Raw genomic sequence first — 20,956 nt, forward strand, 5'->3', positions numbered from 1 at the left:
TCTTCTGGTCCTCGGCGCTTGACGCGATGCACTCGACCCAGTTGCGCCGGGCGTAGGCGACCCAGCGGATCTCGGTGTGGCGGTGCATGCCGGTCAGGTCCCGCCGCGAACTGGGCTGGCCTCACAGGGACGCGGCTTCCTCCTCCAGGAGAGCCACCTCGGGATGCGCGCTGTAGGGGTGTAGTACCCGGCGCATGGTGGTGAGGGAGGCGGTGGCGCGGGCCGAGCGCAGTCCCGGGTAGTCGGTGAGGAAGCGTTTCCAGGTGATGAGGGATTCTTCGAGGTTGCCCTGGCGGAGTTGTGATTCGGCCAGGAGCGCGGTGGTCAGTGCGCGGGCTCGTCGTGCCTGGGGGGCGCGGGCGTGGAGGGATGCGTGGAAGGCCAGTTCGGCGGGCTGGTGGTCTCTGAGTGCGGTCAGTGTCCGGGCCCGCTGGTAGTGGAGGGCTGCGGTCGGGTAGCTGTCGAAGGGGTCGGCGGGGTCCTGGTCCGCACGGCTGTGAAGGGCTTCCGCGTGGTGCAGGGCGAGGAGGGCGCGCCGTCGGTCCTTGGCCCGTGCCTGTGCCAGTGCCAGTTGGGACTGAGTGAAGGCTTGGGTGAGGGGTGAGGAGTGGCGGGTCGCGGTGGCGGCGGCCTGTTCGGTGAGGGTGAGGGCGGCCTGCTGGTGTCCGAGGTCCAGTGCGTGGGAGGCGAGGGTTCGGATGGCGATGGTGTAGGTGTGCGGGTCCTCGGCCTCAGCGGCCAGGTGGGCGGCTGTGCAGTGGTAGTGCTGGGCCAGGGCGTTGTGGTCGTCGTCGGCGCACATGTTGCCCAGGAGGATGGTGAGCTGGGCCGTGTGGCTGAGCAGTTGGCGGTGTACGTCGTCGCTGGCGCCGGCGAGGAGCCAGGGGGTGACGTCGTCGGCGAGGTAGGCGGTGAGGGCGGTGCGGGCGTGACCGCCGCCGAAGGTGCCGGTCACGGCGGCGAAGAACGCGGTCACGCTCTTGAGTGCCCGCACTTCCGCGTGGCCTACGCGCCTTCCGGCCGTGACGCCGACACGGCGGGCCGTGGCCCGCGAGAAGAGGTCCTCCCAGTCGGGGACGGTCAGCGCGGAGAGGCTGTAGACGGCGTCTTTCGCCGGTTTGCCTAGGCTGGGGTCCAGTTGGCTGCTGACGAGTTTGGCCAGATGCTGCACGGGGATCTACCTTCCAGGACCAGTGCGGTATGGCGGGGCGGGAGCCCGGGTCAGATCGGCTTCTGCGGCCAGGGTCTGCCAGGCGCTGAAAGCGCGCCAGGATGTAGGCGGGCGGAGGAGAAGGTGCCCTCGCGCGCTGACGCGTCATTGGCGAGCGGTTCACGGGGCCGGTCGTGACCACGTTCGGACGCCATGGGGGAAACGGCACGGGCGAGGGGTCGCATTGCACACCGCCTCCTCCAAGGCGCAAGTCGTGCGTGTGGTCGCTGAGACGATGCCCTGCCCGTTCTCAGCCCCCCGCCAAGGTGCCCCGGATGCCGCGCCTTCACAAGGGCGCACGGGCGCAGCGCGTGCGGCACGGGCGGCACGCATCTACGCACCGGCGCCTCGGCTCAGGACTGGTCGTTGACAGGTGTCGGGATCGGAGACACCCGCCCTGACCGGTCGCTGAACGCCGGTGCACCGCCGAGAAGTGCCCCCCGGCGGCGCGGCGGTGCCCGTCAGTGCCATGGAGCGGCAGGTCGCGGCGTTTCTGGGAGGCGTCAAGTGGGGTCTCTGTTCCGGGACGCGTGGTCCGCCTTCGTTACTGAGGGCCTGGGCGGTGTCGAGTACGTGGGCGCCGTGGGGGTGGCGCAGGTAAGGGCGCATGCCGGCCTGGAGGCATGCCAGTGCGGAATCGGCGCGGGTGGAACGCAGCAGAGAGTGGTGCTGGAGGCATAGGTCCAGGCGTTGCAGGGGGCGTCGAAGTGGCCCAGGCGGAGCAGTGTTTCGGCTCGTCGTGCCTGGGTGAGAGTGGTTTACCGGTGGCCGTGGGGCCGCCGGTGCGGCCAGCGCAGAGGCGCCTGGAGAGCCGACAGGTTCTCCAGGCGCCGAGCCTGAGGGGCGTGGCGCGGTTCGGGCTGAACGCTCTGCGCATCCCTGTTGTGCCTCGGCGCCACGGCCCGCACTGGTGCCGCAACCGCTCCCGGCACCCGCTCCGCACAGCTCGACCGCGACTGCATCCGGGAGAAGACCCTGGAGGGCCGGCAGAGTGCCGCCGCCAAGGGCAACCACGGCGGACGCCCCAAGGTCATCGACGACGAATCCCTCCTCTTCGCCCGCGCCCTGAAAGAGCGCGGCGCCCCCGTCCCCGAGAACGCGGGCAACACTCCCTCAGTCGTCTCCCTGTACCGGGCACTCGCCGAAGCCGAGGCGAACGACGCGCCAGGCGACGCGACGATCATCGCCCCCCGCCCGCATCGCCGGCCCAGGCAGCGCCACCGATCCCGAACTGATGGAACGCCTCACCCGGCAGGTCCTCGCCGGCGACCCCGTCCCGGGCGACCTCGCCCGCCGGGCCCGGGACGGGTCCCCCGAGTGATCCCGATGCTGCACCGCGTGAAGGGCCCCGGCGCCCTCGCCCGGAACGGAAGGTGATCGCCGGGGCCCTCCGCCGTTCACGGTCGATCCCGCTGTGCGGCGCTGGTGTCAGGTGAGGTGTGTGCCGGATTCGCCCAGTCGCTTCTGGAGGTGGGCGGGGTCGATGACGGTTTCGGGGAAGTGGAGTCCGGCTGTCGGGGCCGGGGTGCCGGTGAGGCCCAGGAGGTGCTCGATGGCGACGGCGGTACCGAGCGCGGTCAGCGATGACTGCCCGTCCGGATGGGAGAGGTCGAAGCGGCGGGTGACGGTAACACCGTCATGAAGGGTGCCGGTGATCTCGATGACGATCTCGTGACTGGGGCCCCGGCCCGCACGGCTCCCCGCAGACGCGGCGACCAGCAGATCGACCCGGGCGGACACCGCACCGGTCGCCTCGGCGAGGCTGAGGACATCCAGGCTCCCGTAGCCGTCGGCCTGGTGCCGGGCCGCGTCGGCCGTGGTGATGGTGCGCACGCGGTCGGATTCCGTCCGCGCCCAGACCCAGGAGCCGTTCTTGCGGATCAGGGGCAGCGGGTTGGCCGCCTGAACGGCCTCCAGCGACTCGAACCCCGCGGCCGGCCCCATCTCCTCCTCCGGATCGAACACGAACGCGAGGGAAACCTCCTCCACCGCCGCGAACTCCCCGGCGTGGTGGGCGGCGAGTATCACCGGGACACCCGCCATCCAGTGGCTGGCCAGCACCACCGGGGACGCCTGAGGGCCATGTACGTAAGCCGTGAGGTCCTGGGCCGTCTCCACCAGGCTGCCGGTGATCGCGTGGAAGGGGATACGGCGGTCCTGCGCGAACCGCTGAGCGTTGAATCCCGCATCGCGGGGGAACACCACCACGGCCCCGAACCGCTGCTCCGGGTCCAGCCCCAGGTCCGCACGGTCCAGATCGACGCGTGCGGCGGTGGCCGTGCCGAGCTCGTCGGCGGTGGCCTGCGCCCGCTCCAGGTCGCGACCGCCGATGACGAGGGGCAGGTCCGGGTGGAAGCGGCGGAGGAAGGCCGCCGCCCGGGAGCCGACGCAGCCGGAGCCGCCGATCAGCAGGACAGGGAGAGTCATGAGGGATTCCTTTGTGCAGGTGAGATGACGTACGAAAGGCAACCCAGATAAACGGAGGGCCCTCCGGTACGTTCGACGGTACACTAACCGAAGGAGCCTCCGTTTGCGTGGGGCGCCGGGACCCGCACAGCGCTCACAGCCTGGGGAACGAGATGGCCAACACCGACGAGACCACGCCCGCCCGGCCCCTGCGCGCTGACGCCCGCCGCAACCGCGACCGACTGCTGACCGTCGCCACCGAACTGCTGGCGGACTCGCACGGGCAGCTATCCCTGGAGGCCGTCGCCCGCACGGCCGACGTGGGCATCGCCACCCTCTACCGCCACTTCCCCACCCGCGAAGCCCTGGTACTGGCCGTGTACAACCACGAAATGGAACAGCTGGGACGCAGAGCCGGCGAACTCCTCACGTCCCACGGCCCGGACGAGGCACTGGCCCGGTGGCTGGGCGAGCTGAGCCAGTACGGGATGACCCGACCCGGCGTCTCGGACGCCTTCCGCGCCGCAGCCCTCTCGCACGACGAGGTCGTCCACCACACCTACACCCACATCACCACCGCCCTCACCCACCTCCTGCACGCCGCGGCGGACACCGGGTCCACACGGACCGACATCGGAGCGGACGACCTACTCCCGGCCGTCTGCGGCACCTGGGAACTCCCCGACACCCCCGCCGCGCGACAGCAAGCCGCCCGCCTGGTCGGCCTCCTCCTCGACGGACTCCACACCACACCCTGACCTCCGCAGCCCGGAGACCCTCGCCCTGGCCTGCCAGAAGCCCAAGATCACGCGCTCAGCGTTACTGGCTGTTCCACCGGTCCCCGGCCGGTCACTCGTCGTCGGGGGCGCTCTTGTCGCGCAGCGGGCGCAGGCAGCTTCCCGGAGCTGATGGGCGAGACCGCCGCCACCGGAGACTTCATGGCCGCCTATCTGGTCCAGCCTCGGCATTCGCCGACAGCCTGCCCGCCCAGCGCGATGCCGGCGCCTCCACCGAATCCGCCTCCGGCGCGTCGAACGGGGGGAATGGGCGCGACGGGCGCGACGGGATTCTCTGCACGGCACGCACCCCGCGCGCCGGCGGGGATGGTCCCCCTGATCACCTCGGCGTGGTCACGACCCGGATCATGGTCCCCGCGCACGCGGGGGTGGGCTCGCCCCCACCCCGGTGACGGGGCGGGGGCGAGGGGGTTTCAGGTGGTGGTCGGGAGTGGTGGGGGTCAGGGGATGGTGATGAAGCGGGCGGTGCTGGGGACTCCTTGGGCGTTGAGGGCGAAGAGCATGTAGGTGCCGGGGAGGACGACGCCCCTGTCGGCAGGGATGGAGACCGTATGGGTGTTGGCGCCCGCGGGGGTGGAGGTCAGGGGGACGCGCCGCTGGTCGTTGTCGGTGGAGTGGGTCGCGGCCGCCGCCCGCATCAGCACGAAGGAGGCCACCGGCCCGCCGGTGGTGACCGTGAGCGAGGTGCCCGCGGGGGCCTGGGGCGGTACGCCGCCGGTGATGGCGGGACGCGGTTTGGGTGAGCCGTCCGCGTTGAGCAGGTACGGCGGGGTGAACACGGCTCCGTCGGCGTGGTTGGTGGCGCAGTCGCCGCAGAGGCCGCCGCCGCCGGAGAAGATCCGGCCGTCGGGCAGCAGGTTCGCCACGCTGTGGTAGTTCCGCGGGATGGCCATGGTGGCGAGCGGGGTGAAGCTGCCGGTCGCCGGGTCCCACAGTTCGGGGGTCAGCACGGAGGTGGCGTCGCTGAACGGCACGGGGTACGACTGGCCGCCGAAGACGGCGACCTTGCCGTCGGGCATGACGACGCTGTTGCCGAAGGCGCGGGCCTGGTCCATGTCGCCCGTACGCGCGGCCTGGACCTGGCCGCCGTTGATGCTCACGGTGTACGCGCGCCGGGTGGCCGGCACGTTTTCGTACGCGGGCGAGCCGCCCAGGGTGAGCAGTTTGCCGATGTCGTACGCGACGGCGTTGCCGGTCATGGCGTCCTGGCTGTCGGCGCGGGTGCCGGCCGGGGTGATGCTGCCGTTCCCGGCGGTCGTGATCCAGTTCATCTGCTTGCTCGGGCCGAGTTGGAGCACCTTGCCGCCCGAAGTGGCGTACAGCCACGCATGGTTGTCGGCGCGGTAGGGGCCGGCCGGGTCGGCGGTCATGGTCGAAGTGGCCGGGACGCCGGTGAGCTTGCGCCAGGTGGAGGTGTTCGGGGACCAGACCTCGCCGGCCTTGTCACCCGCGACTCCGCTCCAGGACCCGCCGAGGACGAAGGCATCGCCGGTGGAGAGCAGGGTCATCGACTGGTAGCCGCGGGCGATGTTCATGTTGCTGGTCGCGGACCAGGTGTCGGTGGCCGGGTTGTAGATGCTGGCCTTCTCCGCGTTGCTGCCGCCGGTGACCAGGACCCGGCCGTCGGCGAGCATCGCGATGCCCGGGCAGAACATGTCGTGGCCGGTGTTGTCGACGCGGCGCTGGGTGACCTTGCCCGTCTTCAGGTCGAGGATCGCGGTCTGGGTGTAGCCGTTGCTGCCGCCGAAGCGGTCGACCGAGTACGCCGACCAGGCCAGGAGCTTGTCGCCGGGCAGGACGGCGGTGGCCACCGGTACGAGGGGGAATCCGGTGATCCGGTCCCAGGCGCCGTGGGTGGCCGGGTTGGCCGGTCCGCTCAGGCGTATCTCGGCGGCCGTGGTCCAGGGCCCGCGGTTGCCGGCCTCGCCGGTCGCGGTCAGGCGTACGTAGCGGGCGGTCGCGGTGCGGGTGAAGGTGGCGGTCTTGACAGTGTCGTCGTCGCGCCAGGTGCCCGCCGCGACCGGGGTGCCGAAGGTGGTCCCGTCGGTGCTGGTGGTAACGGTGTACGCGCCCGCGCGCCCGTTGGGGCCGTCGTTGCGGGGCTGGTAGACGAGGGCGGAGACGGCCGTCGTGCGGTTCATGTCGATGGTGATGCTGTGCGGCAGCGGGGCCGAGGTGCCGGCATACCTGCTGTGCCAGATGGTGGCCGCGTTGCCGTCGAGGACGTTGGCCGCGCGGCCGTTCTCGGCGGCGGTCTCCTCATCGCTCGCCGTGGCCGTCCATCCGGTGCGGGGCAGGTCGACGGTGGCGGCCGGGGTTCCCGGGTCGCCGAGCAGGTTGAGCTCGGAGGCAGTGGTCCACGGGCCGCGGTTGCCGGCCTCGGTGACGGCGGTGAGGCGGACGAACCGGGCGCCCGTCGGGGCGAATCCGAGGGTCTTGGCGGCGGCGTCGTCCGCGAGGGTGCCGGTGGCGACGGGACTGCCCCAGTTCTGCCCGTCCGCGCTCATGCTGATGCTGTACTCGCCGACGCGCCCGTTGGGGCCATCGTTGCGGGGCAGGTAGACGAGGCCGGAGACGACCGCCGTGCGGTTCATGTCGATGGTGATGCTGTGCGGCAGCGGGGCCGAGGTGCCGGCATACCTGCTGTGCCAGATGGTGGCCGCGTTGCCGTCGAGGACGTTGGCCGCGCGGCCGTTCTCGGCGGCGGTCTCCTCATCGCTCGCCGTGACGGTCCATCCGGTCCGGTCGAGTAGCGGAGCCGCGGGCTCCATGGCGTTCGCCGGGGCCACGGCGTGGTGCGGCGACGCGTTCGCCGCCTGCTGGCCGACTGGTGCGGACGCCGGCCGGAGCGCTGCCCCGTCGGGGCCGCTGCCCGGCCCGGTACTCGCCACGCCGAGCCATGGCGTGGCCCCGACGAGCAACGAGCCGAGGGCAAAAGCGATGAGCAGAGGGGAACGGCGTAACGCTCGAGGGAGAGCGGGGATACGTCTGGACTGCAATCGGACCTCCTGGGCAGACCGCGGAAGCGGAAAGGGAACGGTGAAGCGCCGACATCGGCTGTGGGCCCGCTGTGAACCCCTTGAAAATAAGATCGTCGCACCTTAACTCGGATATAGAACAAGCGAGTTGACGAAAAACTTCCGCCCTTGTACGCGACGCCGACCCCTCCGCCGGATGAAGCCCACACCACCTATGCCGCCCGGACGGCGAACGCCCTCTGCTCGCCTCGTTCACCAGCGCGAGCACGCCCCGGCAGCCCGCGGGGGAGCGGGCGCACATCTCGCACACGGATCCGCCGACCGCCCCGCACATCACCAGCACGAACGTCACCAACAGATGGATACGGTCACGACCGAGAACGACATCCGGGCAGTATGCACACCCGTCCCTCTCCATCGGAGGGTCGTTCCCGACGATGAGAAGACCGCCGTATCCCGTTCTTCGGGCACACAACCGGAACCCCCGGATTCCGCTCCCCCGCGCGGGCCAGCGCCATCACCTCAACAGCCTCTTCAGTAGCCTGTGTCGGGAGCGGGCCCGGTCCGTCCGGGCCCCGGGGAGGGCGAGCGGATGGCCGTACGGAATGTCCACGAACGCCGGATCGCGGCACCGCCGGAGCGGATCGGCGCACTGCTCGACAGGCTCGCTTCACCGGACGACCCGCTGTGGCCCGTCGCGCACTGGCCGAGGATGCGGCTGGAGCCGAGGCTCGCGGTCGGCGCCGCGGGCGGGCACGGACCGGTCCGCTACACGGTCGTCGCCCATGAGCCGGGCCGGCAGGTGCGCTTCCGCTTCACCGGTCCGGCCGGCTTCGACGGCCATCACGAACTGACCGTCCGCCCGGCGGACGATGGCACGACGCTGCTCCGGCACACCCTGCTCCTCGTCCCGCACGGACCGGCCCGGCTCACCTGGCCACTGTTCTTCCGCCCGCTCCACGACGCCCTGATCGAGGACGCTTTCGACCGCGCCGAGCAAACGGGGACGGGGACGGTCGCGCGGCCCGCCCGATGGAGCCCGTACACCAGGCTGCTGCGCTCCGCGGCCAGGGCCGCCCGACGTCGCCCAGCCCGAACCCGCTGACCCGGGCCGCCCGCACCCCCGTGGCGGGCGGGCCCGGCTCGGAGCGCAGCGAACGAACCGTCACACCGCCGGCAGGCCAACCGGTTCCACGTCCGGGTCCTGGATCAGAGCGCCTCCAGCAGGCGTGGTGGTCGCGTGTGGTCGCACGCTGAGAATGTCAGGCCCTTCTCCGCTTCGTGGAGGCGATCGCCATGCGTACCAGCAACGGCCGCGGCCGCATCTACCGTCGCTGTGGCTGCCGGGACACCCAGCGTCACCAAGTAGGTGCCCGCTGCCCTCATCTACTCGCCGACAGCACCCACGGGACCTGGGGGTTCGCCGTCGACGTCCCCGCCCCGGCGCACCGTCGAACGACGGTGCGCCGGGGCGGCTTCACCAGCCAGGACTCGGCCGAGGAGGCTTTGCGCCGGTTCCTCGAGGGTGAGGCCGGCGGGTTCAATGCGGACCCGAACCAGACCGTCGCCGCCTACCTGGACGCTTGGCTGGCGGCGAAGGCGCTGGTGCTGAAGCCGACGACGGGCCCGGTACCGCGACTACGTGCGTAACGACCTGGTCCCCGCGTTCGGCACCCTCAAGCTCGACCAGCCCGCCCACCAGCACATCGCGCTCGACCGGCTCCACCGGCTGTCCGAGGAAGCCAGCGTCCCCCGGGTCACGGTCCATGACCTGCGCCACCTCGCCGCCACGATCACCATCACCGCCGGCGTCCCGCTCACCGTTGGTCTCCAAGACGCTGCGGCACTCCACCCTGTCGACGACCGCGAACCTCTACAGCCACCTCACCCAAAAGGCAGCGCACCAGGCCGTCGACACCATTGACCACGTAATCAGCGGCGCCGAGGTGACGGCCAGCCGTACGGACCGGCCCGCATGGTTGCGACCACCGCGCGACCACCTCCACCGCCTCCGCCTCCGCGAAGCCCTCCACCGGCTCCGCTCCCCCGAACCACCCGCCACCAGCACCACGGCAAACCAGCCCCGGACGGGCGTGCGACCACACCGCGACCACCACGCCCTCAGACGCACGAAAGGCCGCCCTCTCATGGATGAGAGAACGGCCTCCGACCTGCGTTTCCGCACAGTCGGGACGACAGGATTTGAACCTGCGACCCCTTGACCCCCAGGAGTGTGAGTCGACTCGATTATATAGACATAAGGGAATTTACTAGGGCGCAGAGCGTGCACCGAAGATCCTGCTGTGCACTACCGCGCACACCGTGTGGTCCCCAACTGGTCCCCAAACGTGAAGCGCCGAGCCCCACCGCAGCTGCACCGGTAGCCGCAGCGGCTGCCACGTCACACGCCGTTACCGAGCAATGCGAGCCTGCGAAACAGACCGCAGACGCATCCCCGTCCCCGAGATTCGAAGATGCGCCGCGTCGTCCTGCACGGCAACAGAGAGCAACGACCAACCAGGGCGAAAGTCTCCCCTCATAAATGACCGACGAGGAGCGCCGCGCGGCCGTGGAAAAGGCCAGCGTGCCACGTATCGAGGACGTCGGGGTGAGTAGGAAGGCCGCGATGCCATTCCTCCAGTGACTCCACGCTCACCCTGACCGAGGGGCTCCTACGAGTGGGCCACGGACCGCATCGGCGCCGCTGGGCGACGTCATATCGAAGTACGTCGACGAGATGAAGAACACCGGGAGGCGGCACCGGAGCAGCTGATCACATCCCTGGCCTGCGAGGCAGCGTGTTCCGCAGGCCATCAGCCGAGAGTTCCAAGACATGATTCGCAGCGGCTCGTGGCCTTCAAACTGGTGTTACCCCCGGCCGGGATGGCCGGGGCACTCTCGTTGATGCGGTCCCACAGCCCTGGTTGCGGGTCGAGGATCCAGCCCCAGGCCGGGGCTCGGACGTCGTCTTCCCACATGTGGCCACAAGCGCCGGGAACATGCGCTTTGCCGCCCTGTTTGATCAAGATGGCGGTGCCGTGAGACGGCCTCCACTCCTGGCGCCCAGGGCGCCCCTCCGAGTATGTGTCTTCCGACATCCAGTCTCTGGAGGAACAGGGGTACATCCCGGGTCCATTGGCAACCGACTTCCTCGAATCGTTCCGGGGCCTGAAGATCGGGCCAGCCCGTATGGACGGCCCTAACTTCATCAATGGTGAACCGTTCTTCGTCGACGCCGTGGGAGCCGGCTGAAGGCATCGGGACGAATCCTTGGCGATCGGCTCATCCATCGGCGGTTCGTGGTTTCCCATCGGTTGGTGGCTCAGCTATTCGCATGTCTTCATGCGACAGGACGGGGCTCTGGCAGCGTACGCCAACGGCCTGATCTGGAGCATCGGCAGCACACCCCACGAGGGCTTGGACCTCATGGTGAGCGCGGATCGCCCGTTGATGTGCGTTCATGCGCCCGAGGGGATGAAGCCGTGGCCCAAGTAGGACTCACGCGCTCGTCGGAAAACAACGAGAGGGGCTGGCTGCAGCGAACCGGGCAGTGCTTCGTCAAGTCTGGCGTTCATGTCTGGTGCGGGGCACATTGCAGATATGAAGTCTGGGCAGATGGAGCGGCTTCTCTGAAAGAGAACGACGGCTCACGTCCGGTCGGCTGATCGGCGGTTGACGAGGGACGACCGACGACGGTGGTGACGCCCAGGTCCCCAGGTACCGTCACCGGTATTGTCGGCGTCCTGTGTTCCTCGTGGGCTGGCCCGGCCACCGCCATGGGATGATTCAGTCCATGGAGGGGACCAGCCTGCGGAGGACAGCGTGAGTGACGGCACCGGGCATCTGTCCAAGCTCGTCTGGTCGGTGGCCGACCTGCTGCGTGGCGACTTCAAGTCTTCCGAGTATGGGCGGGTGATCCTGCCGTTCACGGTGCTGCGCCGGCTGGACTGCCTGCTGGCCCCGAGCCGGCAGGCGGTGCTCGACGAGGCCGAGCGCACCGACGGCGAGCAGGAGCGGGAGCAGCGCCTGACGGGCGCCTCGGGTTGGCCCTTCTACAACTCCAGCCGGTTCTCCATGGAGAGCGTGCTCAGCGATCCGGAGAACGCCAACCGGTTGCTCATGGCCCATGTCGACGGGTACTCCCGGAACGTCAGGGAACTGCTGGACGGCTTCGAGTTCGAGCGGACCGTCACCCGCCTGCACCAGGCCGGACTCCTCTACCGCGTCGTCGCGCAGTTCGTCTCGATCGACCTAGGGCAGATGATCACCGACGACGACATGGAGAGCCTCTTCGAGGAGCTCGTCCGGCGGTTCGCGGAGAGCAGCAACGAGACGAGCGGGGAGCACTACACCCCCCGGGACGTCGCGCACCTGATGGCTGGCTTCCTCGTCTCAGCCGACTCGGACCTCCTGACGTCGCCACATGCCGTCCGCGCCATCCTGGATCCGGCCTGCGGGACAGCTGGCCTGCTCACCGAGGCGGCCTCATACATCGCGTCGCTGAATCCCCAGGCGGACGTAACGCTATACGGCCAGGAGATCAACCGGGAGTCATGGGCGCTCTCCCGTGCCACCATGATGACCAGCGGCCGCCGGGCCTCGACAATCGCCTTCGGGAACGTCTTCGTCGAGGACGGACACCAGGAAACCGTCTTCGACTACCTTCTCGCCAATCCGCCGTTCGGCGTCGACTGGAAGAAGACCGAGTACGCGGTCCGGTCGGAGCACGAGCAGCTCGGTTTCGCGGGCCGCTTCGGAGCCGGTCTCCCCCGGATTAATGACGGCTCACTGCTCTTCCTGCAGCACATGCTGGCGAAGATGAAGTCGGTGAGCGCCTCGGGCGAGGGCGGCAGCCGAATCGCGGTCATCTTCAACGGCTCCCCGATGCACGTCGGGGGTGCGGGGTCCGGCGAATCGGACATCCGGCGGTGGATCGTGGAGAACGACTGGCTCGAGGCCGTGGTCGCGCTGCCCGACCGCCTCTTCCCCAATACCGGCATCAGCACGTACCTGTGGATCCTCAGCAACCGCAAGCCGGCACAGCGCAGGGGCCAGGTGCTGCTGCTGAACGCTCAGGACCAGTGGCAGCGGATGCGTCGCTCCATCGGCTCGAAACGCAAGTACATCACGTCGGACCAGATCGCCGAGATCACGGGGCTCTACCTGGACACCTTGTCCGCCGACCCCGCCCAGCAGCCGGACGACCGGGTCCGCGTGGTCTCCACCCACGAACTGATGTACCAGCGCGTCACGATCGATCAACCGCTACGGCTCCGGTACGAGCTGTCCGAGGAGGTCCTGACTCGGCTCGCCGAATCGCGCGTGATCCAGAAAACCCGTGATCCCGCTGCCCTGGTGGCCGCCCTACGTCCGCTGGTCGGCTCGACATGGACGAGGGGCCAGGAGGCCGTCACAGCGCTGCGCCGGGCGGTCGCCTCGGCCAGCGTGAGCTGGCCGCGCGGGAAGGTCTTCGAGGCTGCAGTCCGCAAGGCCGTCGGCGTGCGCGATGGCGACGGAGAGCCGCAGCGGATCGGCGAGGCGTACGAGCCGGATCCCGAGCTGCGCGCGTTCGTCCACCTGCCGCTGCAGGTGGATCCGAGCGACCACCTCCGACGCGAAGTGCACCCGACCGCCCCGGACGCCTGGATCGACGACAGCAGGACGCGGGTGGGTTGCGAGATCCCATCCACGCTCTTCTACCGGCCAGAACTCGACGGCGAATTCGAACTGCTGCGCGGCCTTGCTCGGTTGGAGACCACCCGGGTTCACCCGCCGCAGCGCGGCGAGGAGCAGGAGGACGGCGTCGACCGGCCCAAGCACCTGCGTGCCCAGGACCTTCACGAGGCGGACTCGACCGTTGAGCTCCCCGACGCGCCGGAGGATGGGATGGCACTGACCCTGTGCTCGGGCGGCATGCTCGTCGGACGGCCGGGGAACTGGCGCCTGCTGCCGCAGGGCTTCGGCGAGGCGGCGACCTCACTCTTCGTGCTGCAGCCGCTCCGCGGCAGCGGCCTGGCGCTCTGCGAGTGGTTGAACTCCCGCAAGGACAACGCTCAGTACCCCAGCGCTCGCGATCTGTTGGACACGCACGTCCCGGTCGACCTGGTGACCGACAGCGAGGTGGAGAGCCTCCTGGAGACCGTGCAGGAGGGACGGCGCGCACTGCGGACCACGATGTCGGGAATCCTGCCCAACGTCTTTGGCAGCGGCGAACGGGACGTCCAGGGGGTTCGGAACGAGATCAGGTTCGCCGCCCACGAGGCCGGCCTGATCGGCGAACTCGTGCGCCCGCTGGACGACCCGATCTCACGCGCCGAGTGGAGCTTTCCGCACCACGCCGCCGCGCTGTCCCGTCGGTACCGGGTCAGCACACACCCGGCGGAGCGGAAGGACGGACTGCTCAAGCTGGGCGAGGGCCTGGCCCGGGTGCTGGGCGTGCTGGCGCTCACCGAGCTAGCCGCGTCGAACGGTTTCTCCCGAAACCTGCGCAAGCAGTTCCGGACCGGCGCCACCTTCGGCACCTGGCTCTGGATCCTCGATCGGCTGGAGGCCGAGGGAATCGAGCCCCGCATCCAACAGCTCGCCACCGTGCGCGACCGGGGAAGCGCACGCGCCCTACTGGGCCACATCAAGGACTTCAGGAACACCTCGCACCACGCGCACGGCGTCCGCGCGAGCCACCAACTGGCGGAAGACGTCGAGCGGCTGGAACCGCACATCGTGCGGGCGATCAGTGCGGTCAGTTGGCTCTCTGGGACACACTGGGACTGGGTGGAGCGGTGCGAGTTCCTCGACGAAGGCTCGTACCGAATAGTCGGGCTCCGGCTGAGGGGCAGCCATCCGAGTTGGGAGCCGTTCGAGCGGTCGAGTACACGGCCACTGAAGCCCGATCGCATCTACGTGGACAGTGCCCCGTACGGGGCTCCGGTCGATCTCTGGCCGTTCGCTGTCGTCAGCATGTGCGAGGAGTGCCGGACCCGGGAGCTCTTCCTGCTCAATGAGGCCCGGGGCGATCAACTGATGCTCCGCAGCCTGGAGGAGCATTCGCTGGCGATGACGTACGGCCCGCCCGAGTAGCGGCGAGGGGCGAGGCCGAGCGACCTGGCGCGGCTGCGCCGGGTGCGGGACCGGATCGACCGGCCATACGCGGAGCCGCTGAATACACCTCGGGCCAGATCGCCTCGCACAGCAACTCGGCGATCCAGCGTCGCACGGTCAGCCAATCCCACGGCGACTGGTTCACGACCTGCTGCAGGGCTTACATGTTCCCGTCCGGCAGCCGCCGTGCCATCGGCTGGATGGAGTTGCGCCACCCGTCCAGCGTCAATCCCCGCAGATAGTACTCTCCCCAGCCACGCTGATCCCTGCGCGGCATGGAAGCGAACGCATCGGCCACGAACTTCGCCAACGCTCCGCGAAGCGCACGTGGAACAACTCGGCGCTCTCCAAGGCCCGTATGCACTCTGCCGGACCCGCCGACAGGTATTGCGTGAGCTGACGAAGGTCAATTCCTTCGCCCAGCCGTGGCCCGCCTACAGGCGGGGCCAAGGCCGCGCGAACCCTGGCCCTAACAGCCTTCCAACGCGTACTTGCCGTGCGGGAGCGGGTGCTGGGCCAGGATCACCCCAACACGCTCATCTCGCGTAACAACCTCGCCGGGGCGTATCAGGCAGCGGGTGATCTGGACCGGGCCATCCCCCTGCACAAAGCGACCTTGCCGACTCCGAGCGGGTACTGAGCCAGGGACACCCATTCATTGAGCAGGTGCGTTCCAACTTGAAACGTGCGCGCTCCGTGTAGCAAGGGGACTGTTGGTGCCAGGTACTTGCTGGGCGGTGCCGAGCGGCCTTTTCCATGAGATGAAGCGGATTCTCAAGAGCCTGAGACCGGAGGGCCGCTGAACCCTGCTACGGATACCCCGGCGCAAGGCGCTGCATCGACAATTGCCGTCCTGATCGATTGGGGATAGCTCTATTGACCGCCTGGGCCGGGCTGCGCCCGAACGACCGGAGGAAAAAAGCAACTACCGCCGCCTCCGCAGCGCCACGATGGCCCAAACCGGTGTGGCCAAGGCGAGTAGACGGTGCACTCTAGGCGGGCCGCCATCTCCTGCAGTTCTTGAACGCACCCACCACACCACGGGACCAGGATGAGGGCTGCACGATGGGCTCTACTTCAACTGAACGCGACGTCGTAGCCTTTGGGGATGTCGACCTCCTCAGAACCAAAGTACAACGGCCTGATCTTTGACTTCTTCGGGGTATTGACTTCAACATGGTCGAAGTGATCACATAATTCGAGGAGCGGGAGGGACTTGCCCAGGGCAGCTTCCTTCAGGCTTGGGCTGACCCGAGGGCAGAGACTGTTCCGGCAGCTCGAACTGGCGTATCAGTCAGACCGACTGGAACATCGGCTTCGCGGCCCTCATGGGTGTCGCGCCCGACAACCTAATGGCCCGCTACCTTTATGACGCCTTTCCGGCCCACCGAGTATTGAAGGTGGCGAGGTCGGAATACCTCATCCCTCCGGCATAGCGCAGCCCACGACAGCTGTCACGGCCCCACGTAACCCACACCCTTAAAGATCTCTAGTGGCCTGAGTCGGAGATTCGGTGACGGTAGTGGGCGACTTTGTCGAGGATGTCGTCGGCGGTCTTCGTCCAAGCGAACGGTCTTGGCTATTCGTTCCCGTCGGTGAGCCAGGCGCGGATGTCGCGTTCGAGAGCCTGGACGGAGGGGTGGACGCCGCGCTTGAGTTTCTTCTGCGTGCTCGGTGAACAACCGCTCGACCAGGTTGGGCCACGACGCGCTGGTGGGAATGAAGTGGAGGTGGAACCGGGAGTGGCTGGCAGCCACTGCTTGATATCGGGCGTCTTGTGGGTCGCCTAGTTGTCGAGGATCACGTGCCCGTCCAGATCCAGCGGGACTTCTCTGTCGAGCTTGTCGAGGAACTTCGCCAACTCCACGGCCCGGTGGCGGCGGTGCAGGGATCCGATCGCCTTTCCCGTGACGACCTCCAGGGCGGCGAACAGGGTGGCGGTGCCAGCGCGGATGTGGTCGTGGCTGCAACGTTCAAGGACGCCGGGCATCATCGACAGGACCGGCTCGGATCGGATCGGTCCAGGGCCTGGATGGAGGACTTCTCATCCACAGAGCACGAGTGCCTTCTCCGGCTGGTCGAGATACAGGCCGACGGCCTCGCGGCCGTTGTCGATGAACAACGGGTCCGTGGCGAGCGTGAAGGTCTGGGCCCGGTGCAGGGCGACGGCGAACGCCCGCCAGATCCGTGAGACCGCCGACTGCGACATCCCGGTCGCCGCGGCCATCGACCGTGTTGACCAGTGGATCGCGATGTGCAGTGTCTCCCTCAGGGTCTTGACGATCACCCGCACGACATCGGCGTCCGTGATCTTCCTGGGGACACCCGGCCTGGGCTCGTCGCACAGGCCGTCCAGGCCATTGTTCAGAAAGCGCCGCCGCCAGGTGTGACCGTGCCCGGAGCGATCCGCAGCCAGCGAGGGACACTTTCATGGTCGAGTGGCCTCCGCGCACCCCAACACGATCCGCGACCGTTGAGCCATTTCCTGCGCGGTCGTGCGTCAACGTATCCAACCCTCCAGCACAGCACGCCGGTCATCAGTCAGTGACAACGGCGGAATCCTCGGTCCCGGAGGACTCATACCGAATTAGCCCCAAACCTCCGGCCCAGGTCACTACTGTGCGTGGGTGGTAGTCACGATGCTGGGCTGGTTGCGCAGTTGCCGGATGGGGCTGGTTGGAGATACCGGTCAGGATCGGAGAAGCGAATGCCGGGTGGATCCGCATAGCGTGATGGCCGTCGTCGGGCGCGGCGTCTCCGTTGAGCGTTCCACCGACCGGAGCTGTCCGGTCGGCGCGTCGGAGTCGCCGGGTCGCGGGAAGGTGCGGGGCGTCCCTTGACCCGTGCCGGTGTGTCTCGCGATCGGCTGGGTCTTGTCATTCGATTCGATCGCGCCGGACCAGGTGAAGGAGGAATTCCATGGCACTGAGCCTTGGTCTGATCACCATCGGTGTCCCGGAGACGGGGTCGTCCGCGGCTTCCGTACGTCCGTCTTCCCGGCCTCGGACACAGACGAGCATCCGTCCTGTGTCCTGGCCCCCTCAGCAATGGGGGCCCAGACGACGCTTGGCGAAGCGGAACTTCGGCTGGTGCTCGGGCGGCCGACCGTTGACTCTGTGCATCCTCGGCGGTTCGGCAGATCTATCACGCGATCGCTGCGGTGCGCCCGACCAGTTCGATGGGGAGATCCGTACTACTCAGGCCGGACGGGTGACGTCGTAGTCGGCGGCCATGACGACTGTAATGGCCCGGTTTCCGGGCGTTCACTGGTCGGCGGTGGTGATCCGCTCGATCGCATCTTCAGTCGGGCGGCGGTCCCGAGAACGCGTCGTTCTCGGGACCGAGCCGGACCCTGTCCGGGATCCCGATCCACGCGTGATGCCGGGCTCCGAAACAGTGACGAATGACTACCAACCTCCGAGATGAACTGTGACGCATGGCGTCACCCGCCCTTAGTCGTGGCAGAACATCCGGCCCGTCGAGGACGCCGCGTCCGAGCACGAGCACGGCGACACATCGACCGCCAACACCAGGCGTCGGCTCCCAAACCGGGCAACTGCCTTCTGGCCAGGGTGTTCGCAACTGCTCGGTCGTTGGGCCTGGACTTCCCGGTCGTCCGCGTCTCTCACTCTTGACACACAGTCAGCCGTACATCAAGATTTCTTCGGATTTACTTTCCCCCTGAAATTAGACAATAACTCTCTCCTGGGTTCACGAAAGAGGACTATCTTGATGCTTTCTTTCAGAGGTCTAAAATTGCTCGCATCAGGAATCGTTGGCGTATTGGTCGCGCTACTTGGCATGCAATTTGCCTTTGCCTCGGATACTCCTGTGCAGGCGGCTGCGGCGGAGCCTCCTCCCTTCATAGTTGAGGAATACGCCCACCCTGGGGCCGAGCGGTTCAAGGCGACCAGAGGAATCACCCTGAAGAAGGGTGACGGGCGAGTGGTGATGGCCGAGTGTGACCAAAGTCTGGATCAGATCCGGATTCTGACAGTCGCGGATAGCACTGTTGGCCGGGAGGAGACCTACTGCTTCCGGGCCACCGCGAAGTCCGGCTATCTGAGCCTGGAGCTTCCCCGCGTCTTCGCCCTGGAATCGGGGACCCATCCCTTCAGCGCGGACCTGACCGCGAATGGCAGGGAAACCACCGTGAACGTACCGAAGGACGGATTCGAGCCGGTCGGGGAGGGAGCGGTTGGCGGAGCCCGCTCCGTGCTCGTGGAAATCCGGGTGACCGGATGAGCGCCGAAGCCCGCCAGGAGACTCCGTCACGCACCACGAAAGGGACCGGGTTGTCCAGACCTCGCTTCATGATCAGACCAGCCGCCGCCGTACTGGCCGTGCTCACCTCGGCGGCGGTGCTCAGCGGGCCGAACGCGCAGGCCGCCGTCGGCACCCCGGCCGCCGCAGGCTCGTTCGCCTTCGCCGCCAAGCTCGACATCGGCAGCGGGGCTCAGGCCCGTATCTGCTCGGGCGCGCTGATCGACCCCCACTGGGTGGCCACCGCGGCCAGCTGCTTCGCAGCCAACCCCAAGCAGCCCGGCGCCGTCACTGCCGGCAAGCCCACCCTCAAGACGACCGTGACAGTGGGGCGCACCAGCCTCACCGGTACCGGCGGCGTGGTGACCGAGATCCTGGAAGTTCTCCCGCGCGGTGATCGGGACCTGGTGCTGGCGAGGCTCGCCGAACCCGCTCACGGGATCACTCCCGTCGCCGTGGCGGGCACGGATCTGGCTGCGGGGGAGCAGCTCAAGGTGGCCGGATACGGGCGCACCAAGACCGAATGGATCTCTAACCGGCTTCACACCGCCGACTTCACCGTCGGCTCCCTCGACGCGACAACCGCGAGGATATCCGGGGTGACGGCGAATGACGCCATCTGCACCGGGGACGCCGGGGCCCCGATCCTCCGCACAGTCAGTGGCCGGTACGAGCTGGTGGGCTTGAGTAGTCGCTCCTGGCAGGGCGGCTGCCTCAACGAGACCGAGACCCGCAACAGTGCGATCGCGGCTCGCACCGACAACACCACTATCGGAAACCGGCTCACCCCCGGAACCCGACTGTTGCCCGGCGAGACTCTGATCTCGAACTCGGCCAAGCTCGGAATGAAGGCCGACGGCAATCTCGTCATCACCTCCAACGCTGGGAAGACCCTGTGGTCCACCGGCACCGTCGGCAACCCCGGAGCGTTCGCCGCGTTCGGCACGGACGGCAATCTGACCGTCACCAGCGCGGACGGCACACGGATCCTGTGGGAGTCGAACACCACCGCTGCTGGCGGCTATGCGCGGCTCCATAACCGCGGGAACCTCGTCGTCCACAACGCCCAGCACGTGACCCAGTGGTCCAGCGGCACGGTCATGCGCCACGACTACAACGGCGACGGCTTCAGCGACCTGGCCGCCTGGTACGACTACGACGCGGGCAACGACGCCGTACGCACCTTCCAGGGCGCCGCCGATGCCCGTTTCGACACACCCGCCGTCTCCTACGAAGGAGCTGCCGGCGACTGGAACGCCGCCCAGATGAAGCGCACTACCGGTGACTTCAATGGCGACGGGCGAGGCGATATCGCGGCCCTATACGGCTACTCCGATGGCAGGGTCAAGGCATACACCTGGCTCGGCCGCCACGACGGCACCTTCGGCGGAGCCTCCGCGTCCTGGGAGACACCTGCCGGTAACTGGACGTTCTCCCGCGTCTCCGTCCAGGCCGGTGACTTCAACGGCGACGGCCGCGACGACCTGGCCGCCTGGTACGACTACGCCGACGGTTCCGACAAGCTGTTCACCTTCACCGCCCAGGCGGACGGCGGGTTCAACGCCCCCTTCTCCTCCTTCACCCGCGACACCGGCTGGTCCGCGTCCAGCATGAAGTTCGCGACCGGTGACTACAACGCGGATGGACACGACGACATCGGTGCGTTCTACGGCTACGCCGACGGCCGCGCGAAGCTGTTCACCTTCACCGCGAAGCCGGACGGCGGGTTCAACGACCCCTCCCACAATGGCTGGGAGAGCGCGGACTGGGGAAGCTTCGACCGCACCAGTGTGCACTCGGGGGACTTCGACGGCGACGGGCGGGACGACATCGCAACCTGGTACGACTACGCCGACGGGTCCGACGCCGTCGTCAGCTTCAGTGCGAGCGGCAGCAATGGTCTCTTCGGGAACCGCAGGGAGATCTGGTCCACGCCCGCCGGGAACTACAACCGGCCCGGCATGAAAATCGTGACCGGTGACTACAACGGGGACGGCCGCGACGACATCGGCGCCCTCTACGGCTACAGCACCGGCATCGTCAAGGGCATCACCTGGACCGCCAAGGCCGATGGCGCTCTCAACGGGCCCGTCCATGGCTGGGAGTCCGCACCCGGCAGCTGGAACTTCGACAACGTCACCACCATCGAGCGCTACAGCACCTCCTGACCCCGCCCCCGGAGGGGGCGAAGGGCAGCGCGCGCC

General features: G+C 68.3%; 12 protein-coding genes and 2 pseudogenes. 9 read left to right on the forward strand and 5 right to left on the reverse strand.

Going from position 1 to position 20,956, the window contains the following annotated elements:
* Positions 1-121 precede the first annotated feature (121 nt).
* Positions 122-1,171 carry a hypothetical protein gene (locus ACH4S7_RS14490; protein ID WP_398521491.1) on the reverse strand — a complete coding sequence of 350 codons (1,050 nt, stop codon included), beginning with the start codon at positions 1,169-1,171 and terminating at the stop codon, positions 122-124.
* A gap of 1,467 nt (positions 1,172-2,638) precedes the next feature.
* Positions 2,639-3,637 carry a saccharopine dehydrogenase gene (locus ACH4S7_RS14495; protein ID WP_398521492.1) on the reverse strand — a complete coding sequence of 333 codons (999 nt, stop codon included), beginning with the start codon at positions 3,635-3,637 and terminating at the stop codon, positions 2,639-2,641.
* Between the two features lie 152 nt (positions 3,638-3,789).
* Between ACH4S7_RS14495 and ACH4S7_RS14500 the strand changes: the two genes are divergently transcribed.
* The gene (locus ACH4S7_RS14500; RefSeq protein ID WP_398521493.1) at positions 3,790-4,374 is read left to right on the forward strand and encodes a TetR/AcrR family transcriptional regulator; all 585 of its coding nucleotides are present in this window, start codon (positions 3,790-3,792) and stop codon (positions 4,372-4,374) included.
* A 479-nt stretch (positions 4,375-4,853) separates the two neighbouring features.
* Here the strand turns inward: ACH4S7_RS14500 and ACH4S7_RS14505 are convergent, their stop codons facing one another.
* A complete protein-coding gene (locus ACH4S7_RS14505) occupies positions 4,854-7,304 on the reverse strand; it encodes a discoidin domain-containing protein (protein WP_398521494.1) in 2,451 nt (816 codons plus the stop codon).
* 679 nt (positions 7,305-7,983) lie between these two features.
* Here ACH4S7_RS14505 and ACH4S7_RS14510 point away from each other — a divergent pair.
* The 5 genes from ACH4S7_RS14510 (at position 7,984) to ACH4S7_RS14530 (ending at position 14,468) form a co-directional block, all read left to right on the forward strand.
* Positions 7,984-8,496, forward strand: coding sequence for an SRPBCC family protein (locus ACH4S7_RS14510; protein WP_398521495.1), 513 nt, complete (start codon positions 7,984-7,986; stop codon positions 8,494-8,496).
* A gap of 191 nt (positions 8,497-8,687) precedes the next feature.
* A complete protein-coding gene (locus ACH4S7_RS14515; protein WP_398521496.1) occupies positions 8,688-9,041 on the forward strand; it encodes a hypothetical protein in 354 nt (117 codons plus the stop codon).
* On the forward strand, positions 9,034-9,315 hold the full coding sequence (locus ACH4S7_RS14520) for a hypothetical protein (RefSeq protein WP_398521497.1): 282 nt from the start codon (positions 9,034-9,036) through the stop codon (positions 9,313-9,315). The genes ACH4S7_RS14515 and ACH4S7_RS14520 overlap by 8 nt, the downstream gene beginning before the upstream one ends.
* Before the next feature lie 1,160 nt (positions 9,316-10,475).
* On the forward strand, positions 10,476-10,643 hold the full coding sequence (locus tag ACH4S7_RS14525; protein WP_398521498.1) for a hypothetical protein: 168 nt from the start codon (positions 10,476-10,478) through the stop codon (positions 10,641-10,643).
* Between the two features lie 570 nt (positions 10,644-11,213).
* Positions 11,214-14,468, forward strand: coding sequence for an N-6 DNA methylase (locus ACH4S7_RS14530; protein ID WP_398521499.1), 3,255 nt, complete (start codon positions 11,214-11,216; stop codon positions 14,466-14,468).
* Between the two features lie 111 nt (positions 14,469-14,579).
* On the opposite strand, the pseudogene ACH4S7_RS14535 reads toward ACH4S7_RS14530, so the two are convergent.
* Positions 14,580-14,766: pseudogene (locus tag ACH4S7_RS14535) on the reverse strand (transposase); the annotation flags it as partial.
* Between the two features lie 186 nt (positions 14,767-14,952).
* Between ACH4S7_RS14535 and ACH4S7_RS14540 the strand changes: the two are divergent.
* Positions 14,953-15,129, forward strand: coding sequence for a tetratricopeptide repeat protein (locus ACH4S7_RS14540; protein ID WP_398521872.1), 177 nt, complete (start codon positions 14,953-14,955; stop codon positions 15,127-15,129).
* Between the two features lie 849 nt (positions 15,130-15,978).
* Here the strand turns inward: ACH4S7_RS14540 and ACH4S7_RS14545 are convergent.
* A pseudogene (locus tag ACH4S7_RS14545) lies at positions 15,979-17,070 on the reverse strand (IS630 family transposase).
* A gap of 1,151 nt (positions 17,071-18,221) precedes the next feature.
* On the opposite strand from ACH4S7_RS14545, the gene ACH4S7_RS14550 reads away from it, so the two are divergent.
* Both ACH4S7_RS14550 and ACH4S7_RS14555 read left to right on the forward strand, forming a co-directional pair.
* Positions 18,222-18,734 carry a hypothetical protein gene (locus ACH4S7_RS14550; protein ID WP_398521500.1) on the forward strand — a complete coding sequence of 171 codons (513 nt, stop codon included), beginning with the start codon at positions 18,222-18,224 and terminating at the stop codon, positions 18,732-18,734.
* 68 nt (positions 18,735-18,802) lie between these two features.
* Positions 18,803-20,920, forward strand: a complete 2,118-nt coding sequence (locus tag ACH4S7_RS14555) for an FG-GAP-like repeat-containing protein (protein ID WP_398521501.1) — start codon at positions 18,803-18,805, stop codon at positions 20,918-20,920.
* The last annotated feature ends 36 nt before the right edge of the window (positions 20,921-20,956 follow it).

The sequence above is a fragment of the Streptomyces sp. NPDC020965 genome (assembly GCF_044333555.1).
Lineage (GTDB): Bacteria > Actinomycetota > Actinomycetes > Streptomycetales > Streptomycetaceae > Streptomyces.